Genomic DNA, 22,328 nt, shown 5'->3' on the forward strand with positions numbered 1-22,328 from the left:
ATTCGGCTTGCGGCCCTCGCCGTCATGAAGCATTGGAAACCGCATGAACAGAACGGCCCATGATCCCCCGGCTCCGTTCATGGCTCAGCCCGTCCGGTTGCGCGTCCCGCACACCCTGGCGTTGCTGTTCTTCATCATGAGCCTGGCCTGGCTCGCGACCTGGATCTTGCCGCAGGGCCGGTTCGACACCGTCTTGAACGAGCGGGGTCGGCCGGTGGTGGTGCCGGGGACGTACCATCCGGTTGCGGAACGGGTTGCGCTGATGCCGTGGGTACTGTTCACGGTGGTGCCGCGGGCCCTGGCCGATGCGCAGGGGATCATTTTTTTCCTTCTCATTGTGGGCGGGGCCATTTCGGTGTTGCGCGGCACGGGGGCGCTGGATGCAGGGATGCACCGGATCCTGCGGGCCGTGGGGGGCCGGCCGGGCTGGTTTGTGGCGGGAGCCACGTTGTTGTTTGCCGCGGTCTCCGCCACGCTCGGGTGCTCCACCGAGTACATTCCATTGACGACGTTGCTGGTCACGCTCTGTGCGGGGATGCGCCTGGATGCGTTGACGGCGTGTGGCGTGCTGGTCGGGGGCTATTGCGTCGGCTACGGCGCGGCCCTGATGAATCCCTACACGGTGATCGTGGCCCAGGAGGTCTCGGGTCTGCAGCCCACCTCGGGTTTGGGGTATCGGTTGCTGTGGTTTTTTCCGTTTGTCGCCGTGGGGATCCATCACGTCTGGCGGCACGCCCGGCAGAGCCTGTCGCTTCCCGCCCCGCGGCAGAGCACGGAACCCGTGTCCGGGTCGATGAACGCGGCCCAAGCGGCGCCGCTGCTCACCTGTCGGCACGGGGTGATCCTGTTGCTGGTGGCGATGGTGCTGGTGAGCATGGTGTGGGGCATCGTGGCGCGGGGCTGGTATTTGGTGGAGTTGAGTGCCTTGTGGTTGGGATTGGCCGTGGTCTGCGGGCTGGTGGGTGGACTGGGAGTGAACGAGACAGCCCGGCGATTTGCGCAAGGGGCCGGCGACCTGGCCGCCGTGGCGTTGATGGTGGGATTTGCGCGTTCCATCGCGCTCCTGCTCGAGGAGGGTCAGGTGCTGCATACGATCGTGTACGGTCTGGCGCGACCGCTGGAGGGGTGGCCGCCCGTGGTGGGGGCGTTGGGCATGCTCGTGGTCCAGACCTTGATCAACTTCTTTATCCCCTCGGGCAGCGGGCAGGCGTACGCCACGATGCCCATCATGGCGCCTTTGGCGGATGTGCTGGGCCTGGAACGGCAGGTGGCGGTACTGGCGTATCAGTTCGGCGACGGGTTTTCGAACATTCTCATTCCGACCAACATCGTGCTCATGGCGATCTTGGGAATAGCCGGCGTGCCGTATGAACGCTGGGTGCGGTTTGCCGCGCCGCTGTTGCTGAAACTGACGGTGGTGGCGGCGGCGGCCCTGGTGGTGGCGGTGTGGAGCGGGTATCGGTGAGACCTTGCCAGGATCGACGAGACGCTGCGGGAGCGGTCCGTTCCGGGGGAAGGGCCCGGGGATTCGTACGCAGCGGGGCGGAGAAGCGGGCGGGGTGCGTCAGGGAGTGGCCGGCGGGGCGTTGACGGCCATGGCGGGGGCGGGTTGCGGGCCGCCGAGGTGACGCTGGAAGAAATCACGGGTGCGTCGCTGGCCGTACGCGCCGCCCATGGAATGGCCGGTGTTGGGCAACAGGAGAAACTCGAAATCCTTGTCGGCACGGACGAGGGCATCCACGAAGCGCAACGTGCTCTCCGGGGGTACGTTGGTATCGAGTTCTCCGACCATGAGCAGCAGTTTGCCCTGCAGGCGGTGGGCATTCTCGATGTTGGAGGAGGCGGCGTACCAGTTGTCCGGGCCGGTCTTCCAGATTTGATCGGCCGGCAGATAGCCCATCCACTGTTCGTTCCACGACGCTTTATCGAGGCGGTTGTCGTGGCAGCCGCAGGACGCGACGGCGGCCTTGTAGAAATCGCCGTGGAACAACACGGCCGCCGCGGCGTTTTGGCCCCCGGCGGAGTGTCCGAAGACACCGACGCGGCTCAGGTCCATCCATGGATACTGACGCGCCGCCGCCTGCATCCACAGGATGCGGTCGGGCAGGCCGGCGTCTTTGAGGTTCCGGTAACAGACGTCGTGGAAGGCCTTGGAACGGTGCGCGGTGCCCATGCCGTCGATTTGCACGACCACGAAGCCGGCCTCCGTCAGCCAGGAGAATCGCTCGCTCGGGCTGAAGGCCTTGGGGACGAAGAATCCCTGAGGCCCGGCATAGATGCTTTCCACGACGGGATAGCGCCTGGTGGGGTCGAGGTTCTTGGGGACGTGAATGACGCCGTAGATATCGGTGCTGCCATCGCGGCCCTTGGCGACAAAGGGGATCGGGGGCGTCCAACCGGCCGCGCGCAGCTCGGAAAGGTCGGCCTCTTCCAAGACGCACAGCCGGGCGCCGTCGGTGGCACGGCGCAGTTCGGTCACCGGGGGATGATCCACGCGGGACCAGGTGGCCAGGAGGAAACGTCGATCGGGCGAGAATTCGATCTGATGCGTCCCGTTGGCATCCGTGAGGGCCACCAGGCCGGTCCCGTCGAAGTTCACGCGGTAGTAGTGCAGGTAGTAAGGGTCTTGATCCGGGTTCATGCCTCCGGCGCTGAACCAAATCTGACGCCGGTCCTCATCGATGAATTGAATGCCGCGGACCACCCACGGGCCGCGGGTGATCTGGCGCGACTCTGCCGTGTTCATGTCCACAAGATAAAGGTGCCGCCAGCCGTCGCGTTCGGAGACGTACAGCAGTTCGTCGGTGTTCGCCAGCCAAGTCACCAGGTCCAGTTCGAGCGACTCGGTGTGGGCGGTCCAGATGAAGGTTTGGCTTCGTTCATCGATGAGGTTTCGAACGTGGCCCGTTTCGCGGTCGACCTCGATGACGCGGAGGCGCTGGTGCCCACGGTCCACCTGGAGCCAGCTGAAGCGCGTCCCGTCCCGGCTCCAGTACACCCGCGGGCGCAGCCACTGGTGCTCGAACGGATCCACTTCCGGGCGCAGGCGCCGACCGCTGTCCACATGGAAGACATTCAGTTCGTATTTGGGAAACGGATCGCCGGGCAATGCGTAGGGCCGGCGCTCGAGCTGGGCGCGACCGCCCTGGGCGGGGGAGGAGCGGATGAGGTAAACCTCCTGGATTTGGACCGGTTGCATGCGCCAGGCCAGCAGAACGCGACCGTCCGGCGACCAGGAGAGATGCACGTAGGGGTGCTCAGCAGAGCCGTCTGTGGTCAAGGCGGTCTCGATCCCCTCGGCGTTGCGCAGGAAAATGTTGTGATCCCGGACGAGCGCGGTGAGGCGACCGTCGGGGGACTCCACGCGATCGCCCGCCGTCGCACTTCGTCGGCCGGCGACGGCCCGGGCGGCACGCGCGGGAGGGCCGCGTCGGGTCGCGCCTTCGTTGTCCAGCACGGCGGTGGCCGGTATGTCACTGGCTTCGAACACGGCCAGGGGTTGACCGTCCGTGTCCGTCAGGAGCCATACGTGGCCGCCGTAGGTGTGCTGGACGTGGCGGGCCCCCGGCTCGAGGGTGCCATACGGTTGGCGCCGTCCCTCCTCGTCGATCCAGAAAAGGCGCACCGGTCGATCCAAACGATTCACAAACGTGATCTCCGTTTCAGGACCGGTCCGGCGTGTTGGACGGGGTCGGCGTTCCGGGATCAAATCGCCGGTGCTGCGCGGAGGGACCGCCTCGGCACGGAGCTGGCCGGTGGCGCGGTCGAGACGCCAGGCCTGCGTGCGCCCGATCAAAAGCACGGTTTGGCCGTCGTCGGAGAACTGGAGCTCTTCGACGGGCAGTCGATCTGGAGCGACGCCGGCGCCGATCTGGCGGGCCACGGCCTCGTGATCGAAGGCGGGTTGGCGCAGGCCCTGTTCGGCGTCCACGAGGATGAACTCGCGACGGTTCCCCGGTAGCTCGTTGCGGTACCAGAAGCGGCGGTTGTGATCGAACCAGTGAGGCTGGACACGGGCCCGATAGACACGAGGGCTGGCGGCACGTTGCCCGGGAGCGCCCGTGGCCGGTGGGACCCGTGAATACGGCTGGTATCGCCAGTTCGGCCGTTCCTCGAAGGCCATCGTCTCGTGCACGAGGTCGTACAGGCCGCGGTCGTAGGCGCGAAGTTGTTCCCGCGTACGCGGCCGCTGCGCACCACCCGGAGACGCACTTCCTGCCGCATCGAAATAGGCCAGCAGACCGGCGACCCAGTAGGCGGCCGGATCCTGCTCTGCGGGAGTTTCCTTCCAGAGCCCCTGGGCCCGGGCTTGCTCGTGAAGTTCCCCCACTCGTCGGCCGAAGGTTTCGTCCAGCGGCTTGACGCGCAGCTCGTACTGCTGAATGGCTCGCGGACTGCTCGACACGGGGCGTTTGCTGCCCACGCGGTAAATCGCCTCGCCGAAGACCGCGATCAGTTGATTGTCGGTGCCCCCGGCACGTCCCGGATTGTCGAGGAGATTCTCTTCCAACACGACCAGGAGTTTTGCCTCCGGATAAAAACCTGCGGCGCGGTCGCCCGGCCGGGGGGACAGGCCCGCGCGACGGAATTCGGGCACGTCGGCCAGGGTTTCCTCCGGCGCCAGAACGACCAGCTTCAGCCCCTGGGCGATGAAGGTTTTGACGATGTCATGCCGATAGGCGAACAGCCGACGCAGGGTGTGGTTGGCATGCAGGAGGGCCTCGGGACGTGCCCCGCGGCCAAGGACGGGAAACTCGCGGGCCCAGGTGAACTTCGTATACCAGGAATCCAGGTCGGCCCAGCGGCCGATGCGGGGTGGGGCGGACACCATGGGCAGCGGTTGGAGCCACCGGTAGTGCCAGTCGCGGTTGGGCGGGATGCGTAGGGTCTCGTGGACGAGCTGGTAACCCACCGGGTCGAGGCTGCGAAGAGCTTCGCGGGTGCCGATCGGGCCATGGTTCCAGTTGTTGGTGCGGTTGCAATCGAAGTAGGATTGCACCAATTCGGCCCAATATTCGCCGGGATTGGTTTCCGCATAGGTCAGGTGCCAGAGCCTCTTCTGCATCGCATTGTCATAGGCGGCACGCAGGCGCTTCGACCAGTCGGGTTCCAGACGGCGCAGGATGGCGTCGATCGCATGGGCGAACTCGTGGACGGCGATGCTTTCGTCGTCGTAGCGATCGATCGGCAGACTGAGAAGATTCTCCTCCCCAAAGCTGGTGGGATTGCCGCCCGTGCCCCGAACCCTTTCATTGATGAAATCGGGGTCGGGGTGGTTTCGGTACTCCGGCATGTCCGTGTATTGTTGGTGTTTGCCGATGATGATCAGATACCACTGCTGCTCGATCATGGCCCGCAGGATGTCGGGTCGACCCGCCAGCATGTGGGTGACGATCTCGTAGGTTCGTTGCAGGGCCAGGTCGGCCACGTCGGCGTGTGCCGCGACCGGCAGGCCCTGGATATCCAGATACTTGCGATAGAAACTGCGGTAGAGGGCCAGCTCTTCCTGAATCCGGCGGGGATCGGTGGCCGACGTTTCGGCCGGGCGGGCCGGAGGGTCGTTGGTGTTGGCCCGACCCCGCCGCGCAGTGTCCGGTCGGGTCAGCCGGTTGGAAATCATTTGAAAGAAGCTCTCGGGCGGCGCGGTCACGGGAGGCGCATTGATCTGCACCGCGGGCGGATCGAAGGGCGAAGGCGGCGGCTGTGCAGAGGCCGCGGCGGGCGAAAGAAGGTCCCCAGCAGGCAGGCTGACCGCCAGCATCATAGCGATCAGGCGCCCGGGGAAAGCGCGGCCCCCGGCAGGAGCCGGGGCGACCACGGGTCGAGGAGGTGGTGTGGCCTTCATGGGATTCTCAGCGGCTCGTCCGAGTGAGCTCAATCCACGTGAGGTTGTTGTTCAAAGGAATGCGCCAGGCTTCACGGTCCCGGGTAAAGGACCCCGCCAGCTGGTAACCTGCTTTGGGACCGGGGCCGGTCGTCTCGATCCGGAGATACGCCGCCGGAGTGAACGGATCAGCGGGTCCCAGGCCGATCCGAATTCGTCCCTCGGCGGTGTCATACTCCAGTTGCTCGAATCGGCCCGCGTCCAGCGTGAGCCAGAGCGCCTGAGGGGCCAGAAAGATGCGGCGACGCAGGGAATCCTTCGGGTGAACGCGAACGAGCCGGTCCCGGGTCTCCACCTCGCCTCCAAAGACGATCCAGCCCCACTCGGGATGTCGGGCCACGTAGGTTCCGATGGTCATGACGTGACCGAAAAAGTTCGGACCGTAGTCACCGCTGTAAGGGTCCCAGAACAGGCTGTCGGGAAACGAGTGAAACGCGGCCGAGGCAAAACCTTCCGCATCGATGTTGGCCAGCGGTCCCATCGCACCTCCATGACCCACGCGCAAAAGATGGAAGTCCCCGGGTTGCTCTCGATAGGCATGGAGCACCGGGATCGCATTGAGCCCGGAGCCGTAGTGATGGAGTTGACGCTCGATGCGCCGGATCTTGCCCGCGTAAAGAAAGTCCCAGTAGCGGCGCGCGCATCCATTGTAGCCCCAGTGCGGCAAGGTGGGCATGTAGCCCAGGATGGCATGGAGCGTCACATCGGCCTGTTGGTCAAAGCCGAAGTACTTGCACCAGGCGTACACCTCCTCTTGGCCGGTCGAGTCCCAGGCCATCTCGCTGCCGAAGGGATACGCCTGGCGGGCCCAGCGCTCGGCCCGCGCCCGCATCCGTTCTTCCAGGGCCCGGGCCTGCTCTGTGCGGCCCTCCCGTTTCAAATCTTCCAGCAATTCGAGAAATACCGTGCCTTGCATCAGGCCCCAGTTGACGTAACCGACGCGCGGTCGGCCTTCCGGGGTTCGTGAAGTGAGAAACATGACGGTGTGCCACGCCTGGTCGAGAAACCAGTCCCACGGGTGCGAGGTCACCAGGCCGGGATGATGCCGCGCCAGACGGTACAGGGTCCAGTAGGCGATGACCACGTGCGGGTAATTGTAACCCCGCCCCACGCTGCGTGCCTCCTGCTCGGACCAACTCGTCCAGGTCCGCCAATTCTGCGAGGGATCGTAGGTGAACCCCGGGATCTCATTGGTGGTGTAGTAGAAAAGGCTCTTGCGCACGCCGTACTTCAGGTCCCCCTCGCTGTACTGAAGCCGACCCCAAACAACCTCGTTGACGAACCGTTCGAACTTGCGGACCTGCTCGGGCTCGGGCTGCGCCCAGAGCTTGCAGGCCGCCGCGATCCAGGAGCCGGCGCCCCCTTCGTCACTCAGACCGGCAATCCAAACCCGACTTTCCTGCGTCAGAATGCGATTCGCCTCGCGGTCATAGGACATGACGGAGGGACTGCGCCCGAAGGGGTCACCGGGGTCCTCGTACCACTGCCGGGAGAAGAGAAACCGACCCAGATCGGCCACGACCTCGGGCATCGATTTGATGACATAGTAATGAATGGTTTGTCGCAAGCCGTCCTCGTACGTCACCGTGAGTCGCGCCCGCCCCCATTGCCGGCCGCGCACCTGATAAGCCTGCCATGCCGCCGAGGGGGACGGGAGTGCCGAGACCTCGAGCGCGCCGGGTGGATCGGAAGCAATGTCGCGCACCTGGTGAGCATGCCGGAGATACAAGAGCGCGCGGAGGTCCATCGGCAGAATGTACCCGGGCACACCCACGGCCACGGGCCGATGGGCTTGGATCAAGGCGCGATCCAGGGCGCGAATCTCCGGAGCCGGTATGAATCGCAGGCCATAGGATCGCGTCTGCCCGGGTTCCAACACGACGGCCGTGGGCGGGTTCCAGGGCTCGGCCCGGCTCCATTCGTTCTCGGCCCATGCACGACTGTGCACCGTCCAGGCGAAGGTGCCCTCGAAGGTCTGCATGGGCCGTGCGGGCTCACGTAACGGTTGCCAGGCTTCCAGAGGTGTCTGGCCCCACGGAACCACCAGCAGGGCCGGGCCCTTGCCGTTGAGCCGCGTGACCTGCACATAACCGGCATCCCGGCCGATGTAGGGATCGAAAAACACACAGGTTTCGTGAGCCTCCTCGAGCGACCGGGCGCGGCGGGTGACAAAGTTGTGAATCATGTTGTTGAAAACCACGGGCAGGGCCAGGCCGCCGATCTCCACCGGCGCATCACTTCGATTCTGCAGGTCGAAGCGGAGCACCAGTTGTCCCTCCTCGAGGAGCCAGGTGCGGCGGATCGACAGCGGGAAATCGGCCGGCAGGGCCGGATCGAGACTCGCCGAGGCAATGGCACCCTCGGGGGCCGCATGCGGCTGGACGGCGCGCGGTCCCTCGGCCGAAGACCAGTGCGTCCAGTTCGTTTGCCCCGCGCGACGCACCCGAACAATCACATCTCCCAGGTGGTGGAAGCCGGATCGAGCCCGGAATTCCAACTGGTCGGCCGGAAGGAAGTCGAATGGGGCTGCCCGGGAGCGCAGCGAAACCAGGATCTGCGCCGTCTTGGCAAGCCGCAGATCGAAATCCGGAGTGCTGGCTTCGATCCATCCGGCCTGCAGGTCGAACGCGAGGGGCAGCTCGGAGATGCGTCCGGCCGACCCTCGTGGACCGGTTGGGGCGTTGGTAGCCGGGCCGGGCCCTGCCTCCGAGGGAGGTTGTGCGCCCAGGCGCATGGCTCCCAGCCCCAAAGCGGCAAGGACGGCGAGGAGAGATGCTGTTAGCCGCCGCCCTCCGGAGCGACGTTGCCCCGCCATGAGCCAGTGCCCGCCGCGTTGCCTGGTTGAATCCTTGTCGGGCTTGGTTGTCCTCATCGGGCCTCAAGATTGCGCCACGCTCCGCTGCCAGCAAAAGGAGAAATCGGGTCCTGCCCATATCCGAAATCCACTCCGGCCTATTCCATATCACCACGCCGCCGAACCTGCGGCCGGAGCCCCGGGCAGCGTGCCGACCGAGAAATCCAGAGAGCCTTCCGGGAATGCCCCCGGGCCCGCCGGCAGCCCGCTGCGGGACTTGCCTGGGCGCAGGTGCAAGGGGTGGAAACCCCTTGCCCATGCGATGTTTTTAGCAGTCACTGCTCGTCCGTCACAGGCTCGAACGGTGGTCCCGGGGAAAGAGACTCGCCTCGGCCGGGGTCGGGCCGGTGGCCTGCGGTCGCAACGGAACGAGTGTTCCGGCAGGTCCATTTCCGATCCGCCTGCATCCCACCCGGGCCGGCCGGCTGCATTTGACTCCAAGCCCGGCTCTGCCCATCTTGTGCCGCGAGTAACTCGCAAACCCGGACTCGAAACTCGGTAGCAACCATGAACAACCTCCGACGCGGCTCGATCTTACTCGGCACGGGGCTGCTCTGCGGGCTCCTTTGGGGCGACAGGTCCGCGCGGGCCCTGTACCTGTCCGATCTTGTGCAACCCGTGGTGTCCACAAACACCTGCCGGGCCCATCCCCTGCCTCTGAACCGGGTGCGTGTGACCGGGGGCCCCTTGAAGCGCGCGCAAGAGCTGGACGCTCGCTATTTGTTGGAGCTGGAACCGGATCGAATGCTTGCGTTGTTGCGCGAAAGTGCCGGCCTGACGGCCAGGGCCGCCCCCTACGAGGGATGGGACGGCCGGGGCCGACAGCTTAGCGGCCACATCGCCGGGCATTATCTGTCCGCCGTCAGCCTCATGTACGCGGCCACCGGCGATGAGCGATTCAAACAGCGGGCCGACTATTTGGTGGCGGAACTGCAGGAGATTCAGAAGGCCCATGGCGACGGGTATCTCGGGGCCCAGACGGATCGGGAGGGAACCCCCGGCAAACGATTGCTCGAGCAGATGGCGGAGGGTCGAATCGATGCGGCTGCGTTCGATCTGAACGGACTCTGGGCCCCCTGGTACGTACATCACAAATTGTTCGCGGGTTTGCGGGATGCGTACCGGCTGACGGGAAATCGAACGGCCCTAGAGGTGGCCCGGGCATACGCCGGTTGGGTGGAACGTGTCCTGGCGCCGCTCAACGATGAACAACTCCAGCGGATGTTGCGGACGGAATTCGGTGGGATCATGGAGACCCTGGTGGACTTGTACGCGGACACGGGGGACGCACGGTGGCTGCGCCTGGCCGACAAGTTTCATCACCGGGCGGTGGTGGACCCGCTGGCGGAGGGTCGCGACATCCTGCAACATCTGCACGGCAACACGCAGGTCCCCAAGTTACACGGGCACCTGGTGCGCTATCTCCACACCGGGGATCCGTTCCACCTGCGCGCGGCACGGTTTTTCTGGGAACGGGTCGCGGGACATCACAGCTTTGCCACCGGCGGCCACGGCCGCAACGAATACTTCGGCGCACCGGGGCGCCTCAGCGACATGATCGAGGGGCGCACCGCGGAAACGTGCAACGTGTACAACATGTTGAAGCTGACCCGGGCCCTGTTTGCCGTGGAGCCGGAGGTGCGCTACGCGGAATTCCACGAGCGCGCCCTGTTCAATCACATCCTGGCCTCGATCGATCCCGAGGACGGTCGCGTTTGTTACATGGTGCCCGTGGGCCGCGGCGTGCAGCATGAGTATCAGGACATGTTCCGCAGTTTCACCTGCTGCGTCGGCACGGGCATGGAAAGTCATGCGCTGCACGGGCACGGCGTGTATTACGAGGCGGGCGACACCCTGTGGGTGAACCTCTACGTGCCCTCCGAGGCAGATTGGACGCGGCAACGGGCCCGTGTGCAACTGCAGACCGATTTTCCCCTGGGGGAGACGGCGAGCCTGACGCTTCGGCTGGAACAGCCGCGCCCGCTCACGCTGGCGCTGCGACGACCGGCCTGGGCCGGGGAAGGCTTCGCCGTGCGCGTCAATGGCGAAAGGGTCGCAACCTTGGGCCCGCCGGGATCGTACGTGCGACTGACCCGGACCTGGCGGGACGGCGACACGGTGGCCGTGGTGCTGCCGAAAACGTTGCGCGAAGAGCCCCTGCCGGACAATCCGCACCGGGTGGCCCTACTGTGGGGGCCTTTGGTGTTGGCGGCGGACCTGGGACCGGCGACGGCTCGACGCCCGCGGGAAGAGCGCCGGCGGCCGGTCGACCCCGCCGAGTTTACCCTGGTGGTCCCGGAGGGTCCGGTGAGTCAGTGGCTCCAGGCGGTCGCGGGTGAACCCGGTACATTTCGCACGCGTCAAACCGCCACCCAGACCGAGGTTACCTTCAAGCCTTTCTATCAGTTGGCCCGGCGCCAGTACGCGGTTTATTGGGACCGGTACACGCCGGAGCAATGGGCCCGCGAGAAGGAGGCCCGCGAGAAACAAGCGGCGGCACGGCAACGGCTCGAAGCGGCGACCGTGGTGTACATCGAGCCGGGCAATGCGGAGAGCGAGAAGCCGTACCAGTTCCAGGGCGAGGGCGCCGGCACGATTCGCGTGGAGGGCCGGTCCGGTCGACGCGCGGATCGGTGGTTTTCCTACGAGCTGCCCCTGCCGGGCCCCGGGCGCTGGGCGGTGGTGGTCACTTATGGCAACGACACGCCCCGGAACACCACCTTCTCTGTCTTGATCAATGGCGAAAAAGTGGGCGAACAAACCGTGCGCCGGCGCAGCCCGGAGGAGCTGGTCCGGTTCGAGGAGGTCACCTACGTTGTGCCGCCCTCTCTGGTCGAGGGTCGCGACAAGCTGTTGGTCCGTTTCGAGGCGCCCGCAGGCCAGCTCGTGTCGGGAGTTTTTGGCGTGCGGTTGGTTCGGCACGACGCCCTGCAGTCCTCTCCATAAGTCGTCCAACGGCCTTTCTTGGAACCCGTCGCCGGCCATGCCGGCATCCGGTTCCGGCAGGTTCAGCTTGGGTGGGCAACCCGCGGGCCCGGCGGAGAATGGAATCGTTTCCTCTGGAGGCGAGGCGCTGGCGAAGGAACCGTTTGGGTGGTCGTGACCCGGTTGTGCTGCTCCTTGTCGAGGGGGCGGCCTGCCCGAGCAGAAGGCCGGGGAGTGGTCGAGCGTTGGTGCTGCCTGGATAGTGAGCCGCATGGACCCCGTGGGCGAAACGGGTTTTCCCACCACGTTGTGGATGGACCTGGTTTGGGAAGCGGCGGCGGGGGTTCGAGCAGGGTGCCGGCTGGAGCGTTCGGGCCCTTTGCGAGGCGGGGCCGGATGCTGTCTACAGGTTCCGGTCCTCATTCGTTGCTTCCGCCCCCGACGGTGAGCTCGGGCCGTCCCGGGCTGATCGCCACCCGCATGGCCCCGACTGCACGAAAACAAAGGTCCGGGGAAGGCCCGCAGCCTGCCCGGCGCGCGTCACGGTCCGGGATCCCCAATCCGAGACAAGTCCAGGCTGTCAGCGCGTGCTCTGCAGCGCACGCCGCGGGAATCCCAAAGCCTGGTCTCATGATCCCCTCGTCCGTGGCCGGCTTTTCGAGCGCGGCCCCGTTTTCAGGTTGCCCTGGTGTTATCCGGTCCGTGCCGCTGGCCGGCCGGGCTCGAGCACCGGCGCAATCCGTCCCACAGGCGCCCGGGTGGTAAACCTCCAGCTCTTGAGGCTCGGTGCGCCAGGGTGGAAACGGTTTTGCCGTGAAATCTCCGGGCCTTGCCTCTGCCAAATCGGGCACTTTGTCGCGCGGACCGGCGCGGCGGGGCATCGTCGCTCCTTCAAGCAGGCGCGGTGGCCGCGGATTTCCCACCGGCCGCGGCTTTTTTCTTCGTAACCGGACGGCGCGGGCATTTCCGGACCGGGGATTCCGGACGTTGCCTTTCTGACGTCTGTGTCCCGGGTTCCCGGGCCGGGATGCCAGCGCTGCGCCGAGCCAGGGTAAGTCTCCCGGCGCATCGCATCCGGGCCAGTGCGATGGTCGCGTCGGGCTGGTCGGGCGACACGCGAGTGTGGGGCACCCCGCATTGAGAAATCCGGGCGACCTTTCAAAACCTTGACGCAAGTCAAGGACGGCGGGGTGCGCGAGGGTTAAGCGTCTAATGACCATGAAAAGGGCGTTGCATGCCGGGCTGGGTCTGGTGGTCTTGGGATGTTGGGCGGCTACACCGCCGGTGTCGGGGGAAACCGCACCCTCTCTGCGCGCTTCTCTGGAGACAGGTCGAAGGCTGTATGAACAGCATTGTGCCCCCTGTCACGGTGCCAACGGGGACGGCAATGGCCCGGCGGCGGTCTGGTTGTATCCGAAACCGCGGAACTTCAGCGCCGGCCTGTTCAAGATTCGCAGCACGCCTCCCGGAGTGCTGCCCTCGGACGACGATCTTTTCCGCAGCATCACGCGCGGGCTGCCGGGCAGCTCCATGCCGGGCTTTGCCTATCTACCGGAATCGGATCGCTGGGCGCTGGTTGCTTATGTGAAGGAATTGACCGCCTACACCAATGCCGCCGGCCAACGGATCAACCGGTTCGAGGAACAGCGGGCGGCCGGCATTGCGTCCGATCCATTGCGGGTGCCGCCCGAGCCCCCCGTGACGGTCCAATCACTGGCCCTGGGCAAGCAGGTTTACGAGCGGATGCAATGCGCCTTGTGCCACGGCCAGACCGGCGCGGGCGACGGTCCGCAGGTGCCCCTGCTGAAAGACAGTTTCGGATTTCCGGCCCGTCCCCGGGACTTCAACACGGGGCTGTTCCGCGGGGGGCACACGGGCCGCGACTTGTATTTGCGGATCCTGACGGGCCTTTCGGGCACGCCCATGGTGCCCTACGGGGACGATGTGATGACCCCGCAGGAGCGTTGGGCCCTGGTTCACTACATCCAGTCGCTGCGTCGGACCGACGTGGCGGTCAATGACCTGCTGCAGCCGGAGAACAACCTGATTCCGGTGCGCTGGGTCCGCCGTGTTCCGGTGGACCCGCTGGATCCGGCCTGGGAAGAGTGGGAGACAGTGCGGGTGCCGTTGCATCCGCTTTGGCCCGAGCCGGAACAGGTCTATGCCGTGGTGGTAAGAGCCGTCTCGGACGGGCGCAGGCTGGCAGTATGGTTGCAATGGAAGGATCCGCTGCCCCAGCGGGAGGCCGTGCGGGTGCAGGATTTCCAGGACGCGGCGGCCATTCAATTTGCGCTGGGCGAGACCCCTGCCTTTTTGGGCATGGGCGATGCCCAGCATCCGGTGAACATCTGGCAGTGGAAAGCCGGTTGGCAGGCCGAGCTGGATCAGACGACGGAAGCGGGGCCCGCGCAAGCGTATCCGGCGATGCACGTGGACACGTACTTTGACCGGATGCGCCCGCCGCTCACCGCGGCCGAGGCGGGCAATTTCCTGGCGCAGCCGCTTCGTTCGCCCGTGGAAGACGCCAACGCGCGTGGATTCGGATCGTTCCGTTCGCAACCGCCGGCCGGCCAGAACGTCACCGGCAAGGGGGTGTGGGTGGACGGCAGTTGGAATGTGGTCTTCGTCCGCACGCTGCGTTCCCGGGACCGCGATGATGTCCAGTTCGTGCGGGGACGGTCGGTGCCGGTGGCCTTTGCGGTTTGGAACGGAGAACAGGGCGATCGGAATGGTCGGAAAATGATCAGTTACTGGTACCAGTTGCGCCTGGACGCCGCGCGCCCGGCGCTGGCGGCAAGGCGCTGACGGAGCGGAGAGCCCTGGGCGGAGGAATCAAGCTATGAGCGAATCCATCACACGGCGTGCCTTTCTCCAACGGAGCGGCCTGGCAGGTGCGGGTCTGGTGGCGGCACAGTTCCTGCCGTTTCGCTACCTGCAGACCCAACCGACCGAGGACGTGGCCAATCCCCTGGCGCACTATCCCAATCGTGGTTGGGAACAGGTGTACCGAAACCAATACGCCTACGACCGCGCGTTTTCGTGGGTCTGCGCGCCCAACGACACCCATAACTGCCGGATCACGGCTCATGTGCGCAACGGGGTCATCGTGCGGCTGGGCGAGCAGTTCGACATCCATACGTACTCCGATCTTTATGGAAACAAGGCGAGCGCCAGCTGGGGGAACCGGCATTGTGCCAAGGGCTACACCTTCCACCGCATCCTGTACGGGCCCTACCGGCTCAAGCACCCCATCGTCCGGCGCGGGTGGCGCCAATGGGCCGACGACGGCTTCCCCACGCTGACGCCCGAACTCCGCGCGAAATACAAATTCGACTCCCGCGGCACCGACCGGTTCGAACGCATTTCCTGGGAGCAGGCCTTTGATTACATCGCGCGGGCCCTGGTGGCCATCGCCCGACGGTACAGCGGGGAGGCGGGTGCCCGGCTGCTGGCCGAGCAGGGGTATCCGCCGGAAATGATCGAGGAAATGGGCGGAGCCGGCACCCGCACCATCAAAATGCGCGGGGGCATGGGCCTGCTGGGCGTCCTGGGCAAGTACGGCATGTACCGTCTGTGCAACTCACTGGCGCTGCTGGACGTGTACGTGCGCGGGGTCTCCCCGGCCGAAGCCAGGGCGGGCCGGAACTGGTCCAACTACACCTGGCACGGGGATCAGGCCCCGGGCCATCCCTGGGTGCATGGATTGCAGAACTCGGAGTGCGACTTCAACGACCTGCGCAACTCCAAGCTCATCATCATGAACGGCAAGAACCTGGTGGAAAACAAGCTGACCGACGCCCACTGGTTCATCGAGTGCATGGAGCGCGGGGCCAAAATCGTGGTCATCACGCCCGAATACGGTGCACCCTCCACCAAGGCCGATTACTGGATTCCAATTCGACCCGCCACGGATGCCGCGTTGTGGCTCGGAGTCACCCGCCTCATGATCGAGCGCGGCTGGTACAATGAAGCGTTCATCAAACAATTCACGGACTTCCCCCTGCTCGTCCGACTGGACAACGGCCGTCGGCTCCGCGCCGCGGAGGTCTTCGCCGACTATCGGAGTGTGCTGCCCGAGGACAGTCCCAGCAAAAAGATCCAGGGCCTCACGGATGAACAGCACCGGCGGATTGGAGACTTCGTGATCTTCGACAGCCGCAGTGGCCGGCTGCAGGCACTCACCCGGGACATGGTCGGTCAGACCCTGGTGCGTCGCGGCCTGGACCCGGCCCTGGATTGGCAGGGTCGCGTACGACTCGTGGACGGCAGCGAAGTCGAAGTGGCCACGACCTGGCGCCTGTATCAAACCCATCTGCGCGACTACGACCTGGACACCGTGGCCGAGATCACGCAGGCGCCCAAACACCTCATCGAACAACTGGCCCGCGATATTGCGACCATTTCCCCCTGCGCCATCCACCAGGGCGAAGGGATCAATCACTGGTTCCATGCCACGGAGGCCAATCGCGCCGCCTATCTGCCGCTGCTGCTGACGGGCAACATTGGCAAGCCGGGGGCGGGATGCCACAGCTGGGCCGGCAATTACAAGGCCGCCCAGTTCCAGGGCAGCCAGTTGACCGGTCCGGGCTTCAAGGGCTGGGTCGCAGAGGATCCGTTTGCCCCCAATCTGGATCCCCGGGCCCATGGACGAGAGGTCAAGGTCCACGCCTACACCAAGGATGAAGAACCGGCCTACTGGAATCACGGCGACCGTCCCTTGATCGTGGACACCCCGAAGCTGGGCCGGAAGTGTTTCACCGGCAAGACCCACATGCCCACGCCGACCAAGGCGATTTTCACCACCAACGTCAACCTGATCAACAACGCCAAGTGGGCCTATGGCGTCATCCGCAACGTGAACCCGATGGTGGAGCTCATCGTCACCATCGACACCCAGATGACCGCCTCGGTGGAGTACTCCGATTTCGGTCTGCCGGCCAATTCCTGGGTGGAATTTCAGGACCTGGAGGTCACGGCCAGTTGTTCGAATCCCTTCCTGCAGATCTGGAAAGGAGGCATCAAGCCGCTGTACGATTCGAAGGACGACCTTGCCATTCTGGCGGGGATCGCCGCGGCACTGGGCCGGGTCACCGGGGACCGTCGGTTTTACGACTACTTCAAGTTCGAACACGAGGGACGCCGGAAGGTCTATCTGCAACGGCTGCTGGACACCTGCATCACCACCGCCGGGTACAAGGTGGACGACATCCTGGCAGGCAAATACGGGCCGCCGGGAGGAGCGCTGATGCTGTTCCGGACCTACCCCCGGGTACCGTTCTACGAGCAGATCCACGACAGTTATCCGTTTTACACGGACACCGGGCGGCTCAACACCTACACGGACGATCCGACGGCGTTGGCCTGTGGCGAGAATTTCATCGTGCACCGCGAGGGACCGGAGGCCACACCCTATCTGCCGAACGTCATCGTCAGCTCCAATCCCCTGGTGCGACCCGAGGATTACGGCATCCCGCTGGACGCGGAGGGGTGGGACGAACGAACGATCCGCAACGTCAAACTCCCGTGGTCCGAGGTGAAAAAGACGCGCAACTTCCTGTGGGAACGCGGGTATCGGTTTTACTGCCTGACCCCCAAATCGCGACACAGCGTGCATTCCTCGTGGGCCAACGTGGACTGGCACCTCATTTGGAATTCCAACTTCGGCGATCCCTATCGCGTGGACAAACGTCTGCCCAACGTGGGAGAGCATCAGTTGCACATGAACCCGCAGGCGGCCCGCGACCTGGGCATCAACGACGGGGATTACGTGTACGTGGACGCGAATCCGGCCGACCGCCCCTATCTGGGAGCCACGCCCAGCGATCCCTTCTACAAGGTCAGCCGTCTCATGCTGCGCGTCACCTACAACCCGGCCTATCCCTATCACGTGGTGATGATGAAACACGGCTCCTTCATCGCCACGGAGAAGACGGTGCGCGCCCAGCAAACCCGCCGCGACGGTCTTTCCCTTACCGAGGACGGTTACATCTCGAATTTCCGCTTCGGCTCCCAGCAGTCGGTCACGCGGAACTGGCACATGCCCATGCATCAGACCGACACCTTGTTCCACAAGAGCAAGGTTTTCATGGGGTTCATCTTCGGCGGCGAGGCGGACAATCACGCCGTCAACACCGTGCCCAAGGAGTGCCTGGTGCGCATCACGAAAGCCGAGGACGGCGGACTGGGCGGCCGGGGACCGTGGAAGCCGGGATTGAACGGCATGGCCCCGGATGCCGAAAACGAAATCATGCAGAAGTATCTCGCCGGTGGGTTCGTCGGCCAGGGCGAGGCCCCGAAAGCCACGGGTTATGAGTAGGACCGCCCCAGCGCCCGGGCCAGGGCAGGTGATCGGGCCGCTCCCGGCCCGCCGGAGGGTCCGGGAGCCGGAAGATCGTGCGAAACCGAAGGGCGGTCCGGCCAGAGACGCCCGCGGGCCCAACAAGTGAGACGGAGCTCATGCCAAAGGACGAGTTCGATCCCGAGGATCCGTGGGAACTGAACCGGGTGGCGGTTCCGACGGAAGAGGACACGCTTCCGGCCATGGCGGAAACGTTCGTCGAGGAGTTCATGCGGATGGGGTACGGCGCGCCGCAGGTGTTGGCCCTGTTTCGGAACCCGCATTACGTGGGGCCGTATGCGGTGCGGGCGCGCCACGGGGAAGGTTTTGTGCGCGAGCTGATCGCCCGGGTGTTTCAGCGGTGGGGACGCACACCGGACTGGGGCGCGGTCCTGCCGGATCGCGGCCGCGGAACGGGGGGGTTGACGGAGCCTCCCGGCGGGCCGGGCTCGGGCAGGGTTTGGGAACAGGGTGAGCATTCATGAAGGGCAGGGGGAGGGGGACGAATCATGAGCAGCGTGTATAACTGGCAACTGGGCCGGGAGATGGAATATCCCTACCCGGCGGCATATCCCCGGCAACAGTTCGCGTTCGTATTCAATCTGAACCGTTGCATCGGGTGTCAAAGCTGCACCATGGCCTGCAAATCCACGTGGACGTGGGGCAAGGGCCAGGAATACATGTGGTGGAACAACGTCGAGACCAAGCCCTATGGCGGCTATCCGCACCACTGGGACGTCAAGACCCTGGCCCTGCTGGAGCAGGCGAATCCGGGCGGACAGGTTTGGGGAGGAAAGCCCGACGGAGTGCGGGCGCCCTACGGTCAGTTCCTGGGCAAGACGATCTTCGAAGCCGCCCAAACGCACGTGGGACCCGAGGGGGCCAACCGGGCGCTCGGGTACCTGCCCACGGACGACGAATGGTCGGCCCCGAACCGATACGAAGATCATCCCGTGGCCGCGGAGAAGGGCGCGCCGGACCGGTATTTCCAAAACGGCCAGCAGTTACCCGAACATCGCACGTGGTTCTTCTATCTGGCGCGCCTCTGCAATCACTGCACCTATCCCGCGTGTTTGGCGGCCTGCCCGCGGAACGCCATTTACAAGCGGCCCGAGGACGGCATCGTCCTGATCGACCAGGAGCGGTGTCGGGGGTATCGCAAGTGCATGGAGGCCTGTCCGTACAAGAAGACCATGTACCGCTCGAACACGCGGGTCAGCGAAAAATGCATCGCATGTTATCCGCGGATCGAGGGGCGGGATCCGGCGGGCGGCGGGCTGCCGATGCAGACGCGCTGCATGGCCGCGTGCATCGGCCACATCCGGCTTCAGGGTTTGGTGGAGTTGAACCCCGACGGGACGTGGAAGGAGGCCCGGTACAACCCGATTTACTATCTGGTGCATGTGGCCCGGGTGGCCTTGCCGTTGTATCCGCAGTTCGGCACGGAGCCCAACGGCTACTACATTCCGCCCCGCTGGGTGCCGCGGCCGTATCTGCGCCAGATGTTCGGTCCGGGCGTGGACGAGGCGATCGAACGGTACCTCGTTCCGGATCGCGAGCTGCTGGCCGTGCTCCAGTTGTTCGGCAAGGACCATCGCATCTGCCACCGCTACGAGATCCGCGAAGGTCCCAAGGTGTTCGAAGGCGAGATTCACGGCCGGAAGTTCACCCTCTACAATGACACAATCATCGGATACGCCGCCGACGGGACCAAGATCATCGAGGTAAGCGTCGAAGAACCGTTCCACCGGAGGCCGGAACTCCATGCCAATTCCATCTGACAATCTTCCCGGCGGCGACTGGGGCGCGCGGCCGACCGGGCCGAAACGCTCGGTCTTCCCGAACTATGCAGCGACGGCGGATGCCGAAGAATCGGAACCGCAGGACGACGGCGTCCGGACAACGGTTCCGGCGGCTGCCACAGCCGAACCCTCGGCAGAGGCGGCCAGGGCGTTGGCGCGCAGTTTCGTTTATCGGGTGCTGGCCGCGGCCTTTGCGGATCCGGACGCGGACACGTGGCACTGGTTGGCCTCCGCGGAGACGGGGACGGCGTGGGCCAATGCCTGGACACAGGTGGGAGAGGGCACCGGGCCTGTTCCGGCATTTCGGGAGGAGGAGTTCGAGGCTTTTCGTGACGCATATGCGGCCGTGTTCGGACACGCCGCGCGCGGGCCCTGCCCCATCAATGAGATCGAGTATGGCGAGCCGCATGCCGACCCTCTGTATCAGCCCCAGCGACTGGCCGATCTGGCGGGGTTTTACCGGGCCTTCGGCATGGAGCTGGCCGAGCAGGCGGACGAACGGCCCGACCACCTGAGTGTCGAGCTGGAGTTTCTGTGTGTGTTGACGGCCAAGGAGGCGTGGGCCTGGAGCCAACAACCCCCGGGTGAGGGAACCACCATCTGCCGCGACGCCCAGCGAAAGTTCCTCCGAGAATATCTGGGACGCTGGGCCCCGGCGTTCGCTCGCCGCCTCGCGGGGCTCGCCGCTCACCCCACGCTCCAGGCACTGGCCGGATGTCTGGCCGCCTTCGTGACCGCGGAATGCCGTCGGCTCGGAGTCGAACCCGGCCCGGCCCATCTGGGCCTGCGGCCCGTGGACGACGCCCTGGAACGATTGTGCGACAGCTGTGGCCTGGCCTCTGCATTGCCGGGGGCGGTCCGCCCGCCGGCTTGACGCCATGGAGCTGCAGTACGAAGGACTGTTCCTGGAGACGGCGGTTTTCCTCTGCGCACGACAACGGAACCCGCCGGTGCCCGCGGTCCAGGTGCATCGGTTCCACTGGGAACGCGAGCGGGTCTATCGCGTCCTGGATCCCGAGGAACGCGAACGGCGGTTTTACGAGGTCCACCTTTCCTGGTTTCGTGAATGGGGGCTGGAAGAGCGGTGGCGGCGGGTTCTGGACGAGTATCCTTTGATCTTGCAGCGCCTCGATCGGATGGTCCTGTGCCGGCCGCAACGGCCTTCGGAAGCCGGCGCGGAGTTGTACATGGACCCCGCGGCCGGAGCCAGCGCCGTACTGGCCGTCTCGCCGGAAATGCTGGTCAGCGGCTGCGGCCTGGAAGCCTTTCTGCGACACGAGTTCCTGCATTTGCAGGACATGTTGGATCCGGCGTTTGGCTACGAACCGGCCCTGCCGATCGCCGGGATGCCGGCCGGTTTGGAGCCCGTGGTCCGGGAACGCTACCGGCTGTTGTGGGATGTCAGTATTGACGGCCGGTTGCACGCGGCGGGCCTGCCGGCGCCCGGCAGCCGGGAGCGATACGCCGCGGCCCTGGAACGCGGGTTTCCGTGCTGGTCGGAGTCGCAACGAGCAGAGGTGTTGGCACGCCTGTGGAGCGGGGCTGCCGTGACGCACGGTCAACTGGCTGCCTGGGCGGCGGACCCGCGCGGCCTGCAGCGGCACAGCGGCCCGGCCCCCGGAGCGCCGTGTCCCTTGTGCGGGTTCCCGTCCTTCGAATGGGCGCCGGCGGCAAAGGCGCTGGCCCTCGAATGTGCCGTGCGCCGGGATTTTCCCTGGTGGGAACCGCAACTGGGGTTGTGCGGCCGCTGCGCGGAGTTATACGAGGTCCGCAGCAAACAGGGTGCGCCCTCGCTGGCTGCTTGACTTGACCTCGGGCGCCCGCATGTTGCGGGGGCGGAGCGCATGAGAATTCGACATTTGTTCATCTCGCCGGGGCACAATTACTTCGGCCACCACGGCCAACCGCCGGGGGAACACCCGGTCCTCGAGGTGGAGGCGATTGAATGTGTGGCAGGTCGGGGCATTCGTGGAGATCGCTTTTTCGACTTCAAATCGGATTACAAGGGGCAAATCACCTTCTTTGCCTGGGAAACGTTGATGGCCCTGCAACGCGAGCTGGGCCTTCCAGAAGTCTGGGCCGGGGCCACGCGTCGCAACGTGATCACCGAAGGACTCGACCTGAATGCGTTGGTGGGCCGGATCTTCGAGATCCAGGGCGTGCAGTTTCAGGGCGTCGAAGAGTGTCGTCCGTGCTACTGGATGAATCATGCGTTCCGCGATGAACGGGTGGAGGCATGGCTGCGGGGCCGGGGCGGTCTGCGGGCGCGCATCCTTACGGACGGCTGGTTGCGCCGGGATGTTTGAGTGACGCGCAGGCGCGCTGCCGCCGTGCAAACCCAACCGCTCAGGTTCAGTGCGGTGATTCTGGCCGGGGGACGGTCCGCGCGGATGGGCCGCGACAAGGCGTTCCTCGCCCGGGCCGGGCAGCCCCTGTTGGCTCATCAGTTCCTGAATGCGTTGGTGGGCCGGATCTTCGAGATCCAGGGCGTGCAGTTTCAGGGCGTCGAAGAGTGTCGTCCGTGCT

Annotated in this window: 12 protein-coding genes; 10 read left to right on the forward strand and 2 right to left on the reverse strand. The window is 65.4% G+C overall.

The features are described from left to right. The first annotated feature begins 43 nt into the window (after positions 1 to 43). Positions 44 to 1,465: a YfcC family protein gene (locus ACPDIT_RS13760; protein ID WP_423444395.1), complete on the forward strand. Its 1,422-nt coding sequence runs from the start codon at positions 44 to 46 to the stop codon at positions 1,463 to 1,465. Positions 1,466 to 1,564: 99 nt separating this feature from the next. On the opposite strand, the gene ACPDIT_RS13765 is transcribed toward ACPDIT_RS13760, so the two are convergent. Together ACPDIT_RS13765 and ACPDIT_RS13770 are read right to left on the reverse strand one after the other, a co-directional pair. Beyond that, a complete protein-coding gene (locus ACPDIT_RS13765; protein ID WP_423444397.1) occupies positions 1,565 to 5,764 on the reverse strand; it encodes a prolyl oligopeptidase family serine peptidase in 4,200 nt (1,399 codons plus the stop codon). Positions 5,765 to 5,852: 88 nt separating this feature from the next. Continuing rightward, on the reverse strand, positions 5,853 to 8,618 hold the full coding sequence (locus ACPDIT_RS13770; RefSeq protein WP_423444399.1) for a DUF5695 domain-containing protein: 2,766 nt from the start codon (positions 8,616 to 8,618) through the stop codon (positions 5,853 to 5,855). 627 nt (positions 8,619 to 9,245) lie between these two features. On the opposite strand from ACPDIT_RS13770, the gene ACPDIT_RS13775 reads away from it, so the two are divergent. From ACPDIT_RS13775 to mobA, 9 genes are all read left to right on the forward strand, one after another. Continuing rightward, positions 9,246 to 11,684, forward strand: a complete 2,439-nt coding sequence (locus ACPDIT_RS13775; protein WP_423444401.1) for a beta-L-arabinofuranosidase domain-containing protein — start codon at positions 9,246 to 9,248, stop codon at positions 11,682 to 11,684. 1,197 nt (positions 11,685 to 12,881) lie between these two features. Continuing rightward, the gene (locus ACPDIT_RS13780) at positions 12,882 to 14,468 is read left to right on the forward strand and encodes an ethylbenzene dehydrogenase-related protein (RefSeq protein WP_423444403.1); all 1,587 of its coding nucleotides are present in this window, start codon (positions 12,882 to 12,884) and stop codon (positions 14,466 to 14,468) included. 34 nt (positions 14,469 to 14,502) lie between these two features. Beyond that, on the forward strand, positions 14,503 to 17,979 hold the full coding sequence (locus tag ACPDIT_RS13785; protein WP_423444405.1) for a molybdopterin-dependent oxidoreductase: 3,477 nt from the start codon (positions 14,503 to 14,505) through the stop codon (positions 17,977 to 17,979). Between the two features lie 140 nt (positions 17,980 to 18,119). Further along, positions 18,120 to 18,485: a hypothetical protein gene (locus ACPDIT_RS13790; protein ID WP_423444407.1), complete on the forward strand. Its 366-nt coding sequence runs from the start codon at positions 18,120 to 18,122 to the stop codon at positions 18,483 to 18,485. 24 nt (positions 18,486 to 18,509) lie between these two features. Next, complete coding sequence (locus ACPDIT_RS13795; RefSeq protein WP_423444409.1) at positions 18,510 to 19,781, forward strand: 4Fe-4S dicluster domain-containing protein; 1,272 nt, start codon at positions 18,510 to 18,512, stop codon at positions 19,779 to 19,781. Then, positions 19,765 to 20,676: a TorD/DmsD family molecular chaperone gene (locus ACPDIT_RS13800; RefSeq protein ID WP_423444411.1), complete on the forward strand. Its 912-nt coding sequence runs from the start codon at positions 19,765 to 19,767 to the stop codon at positions 20,674 to 20,676. Before ACPDIT_RS13795 ends, ACPDIT_RS13800 begins: the two co-directional genes overlap by 17 nt. A gap of 4 nt (positions 20,677 to 20,680) precedes the next feature. Then, complete coding sequence (locus tag ACPDIT_RS13805) at positions 20,681 to 21,607, forward strand: hypothetical protein (protein WP_423444412.1); 927 nt, start codon at positions 20,681 to 20,683, stop codon at positions 21,605 to 21,607. A 39-nt stretch (positions 21,608 to 21,646) separates the two neighbouring features. Then, positions 21,647 to 22,108 (forward strand): MOSC domain-containing protein, encoded by a 462-nt coding sequence (locus ACPDIT_RS13810; protein WP_423444414.1) that lies wholly within the window; start codon positions 21,647 to 21,649, stop codon positions 22,106 to 22,108. 24 nt (positions 22,109 to 22,132) lie between these two features. Further along, positions 22,133 to 22,328, forward strand: a 196-nt coding sequence (gene mobA / locus ACPDIT_RS13815) for a molybdenum cofactor guanylyltransferase (RefSeq protein ID WP_423444416.1), incomplete at its 3' end; no start/stop codon positions are given.

The sequence above is a fragment of the Limisphaera sp. VF-2 genome (assembly GCF_049537125.1).
GTDB lineage: Bacteria > Verrucomicrobiota > Verrucomicrobiia > Limisphaerales > Limisphaeraceae > Limisphaera.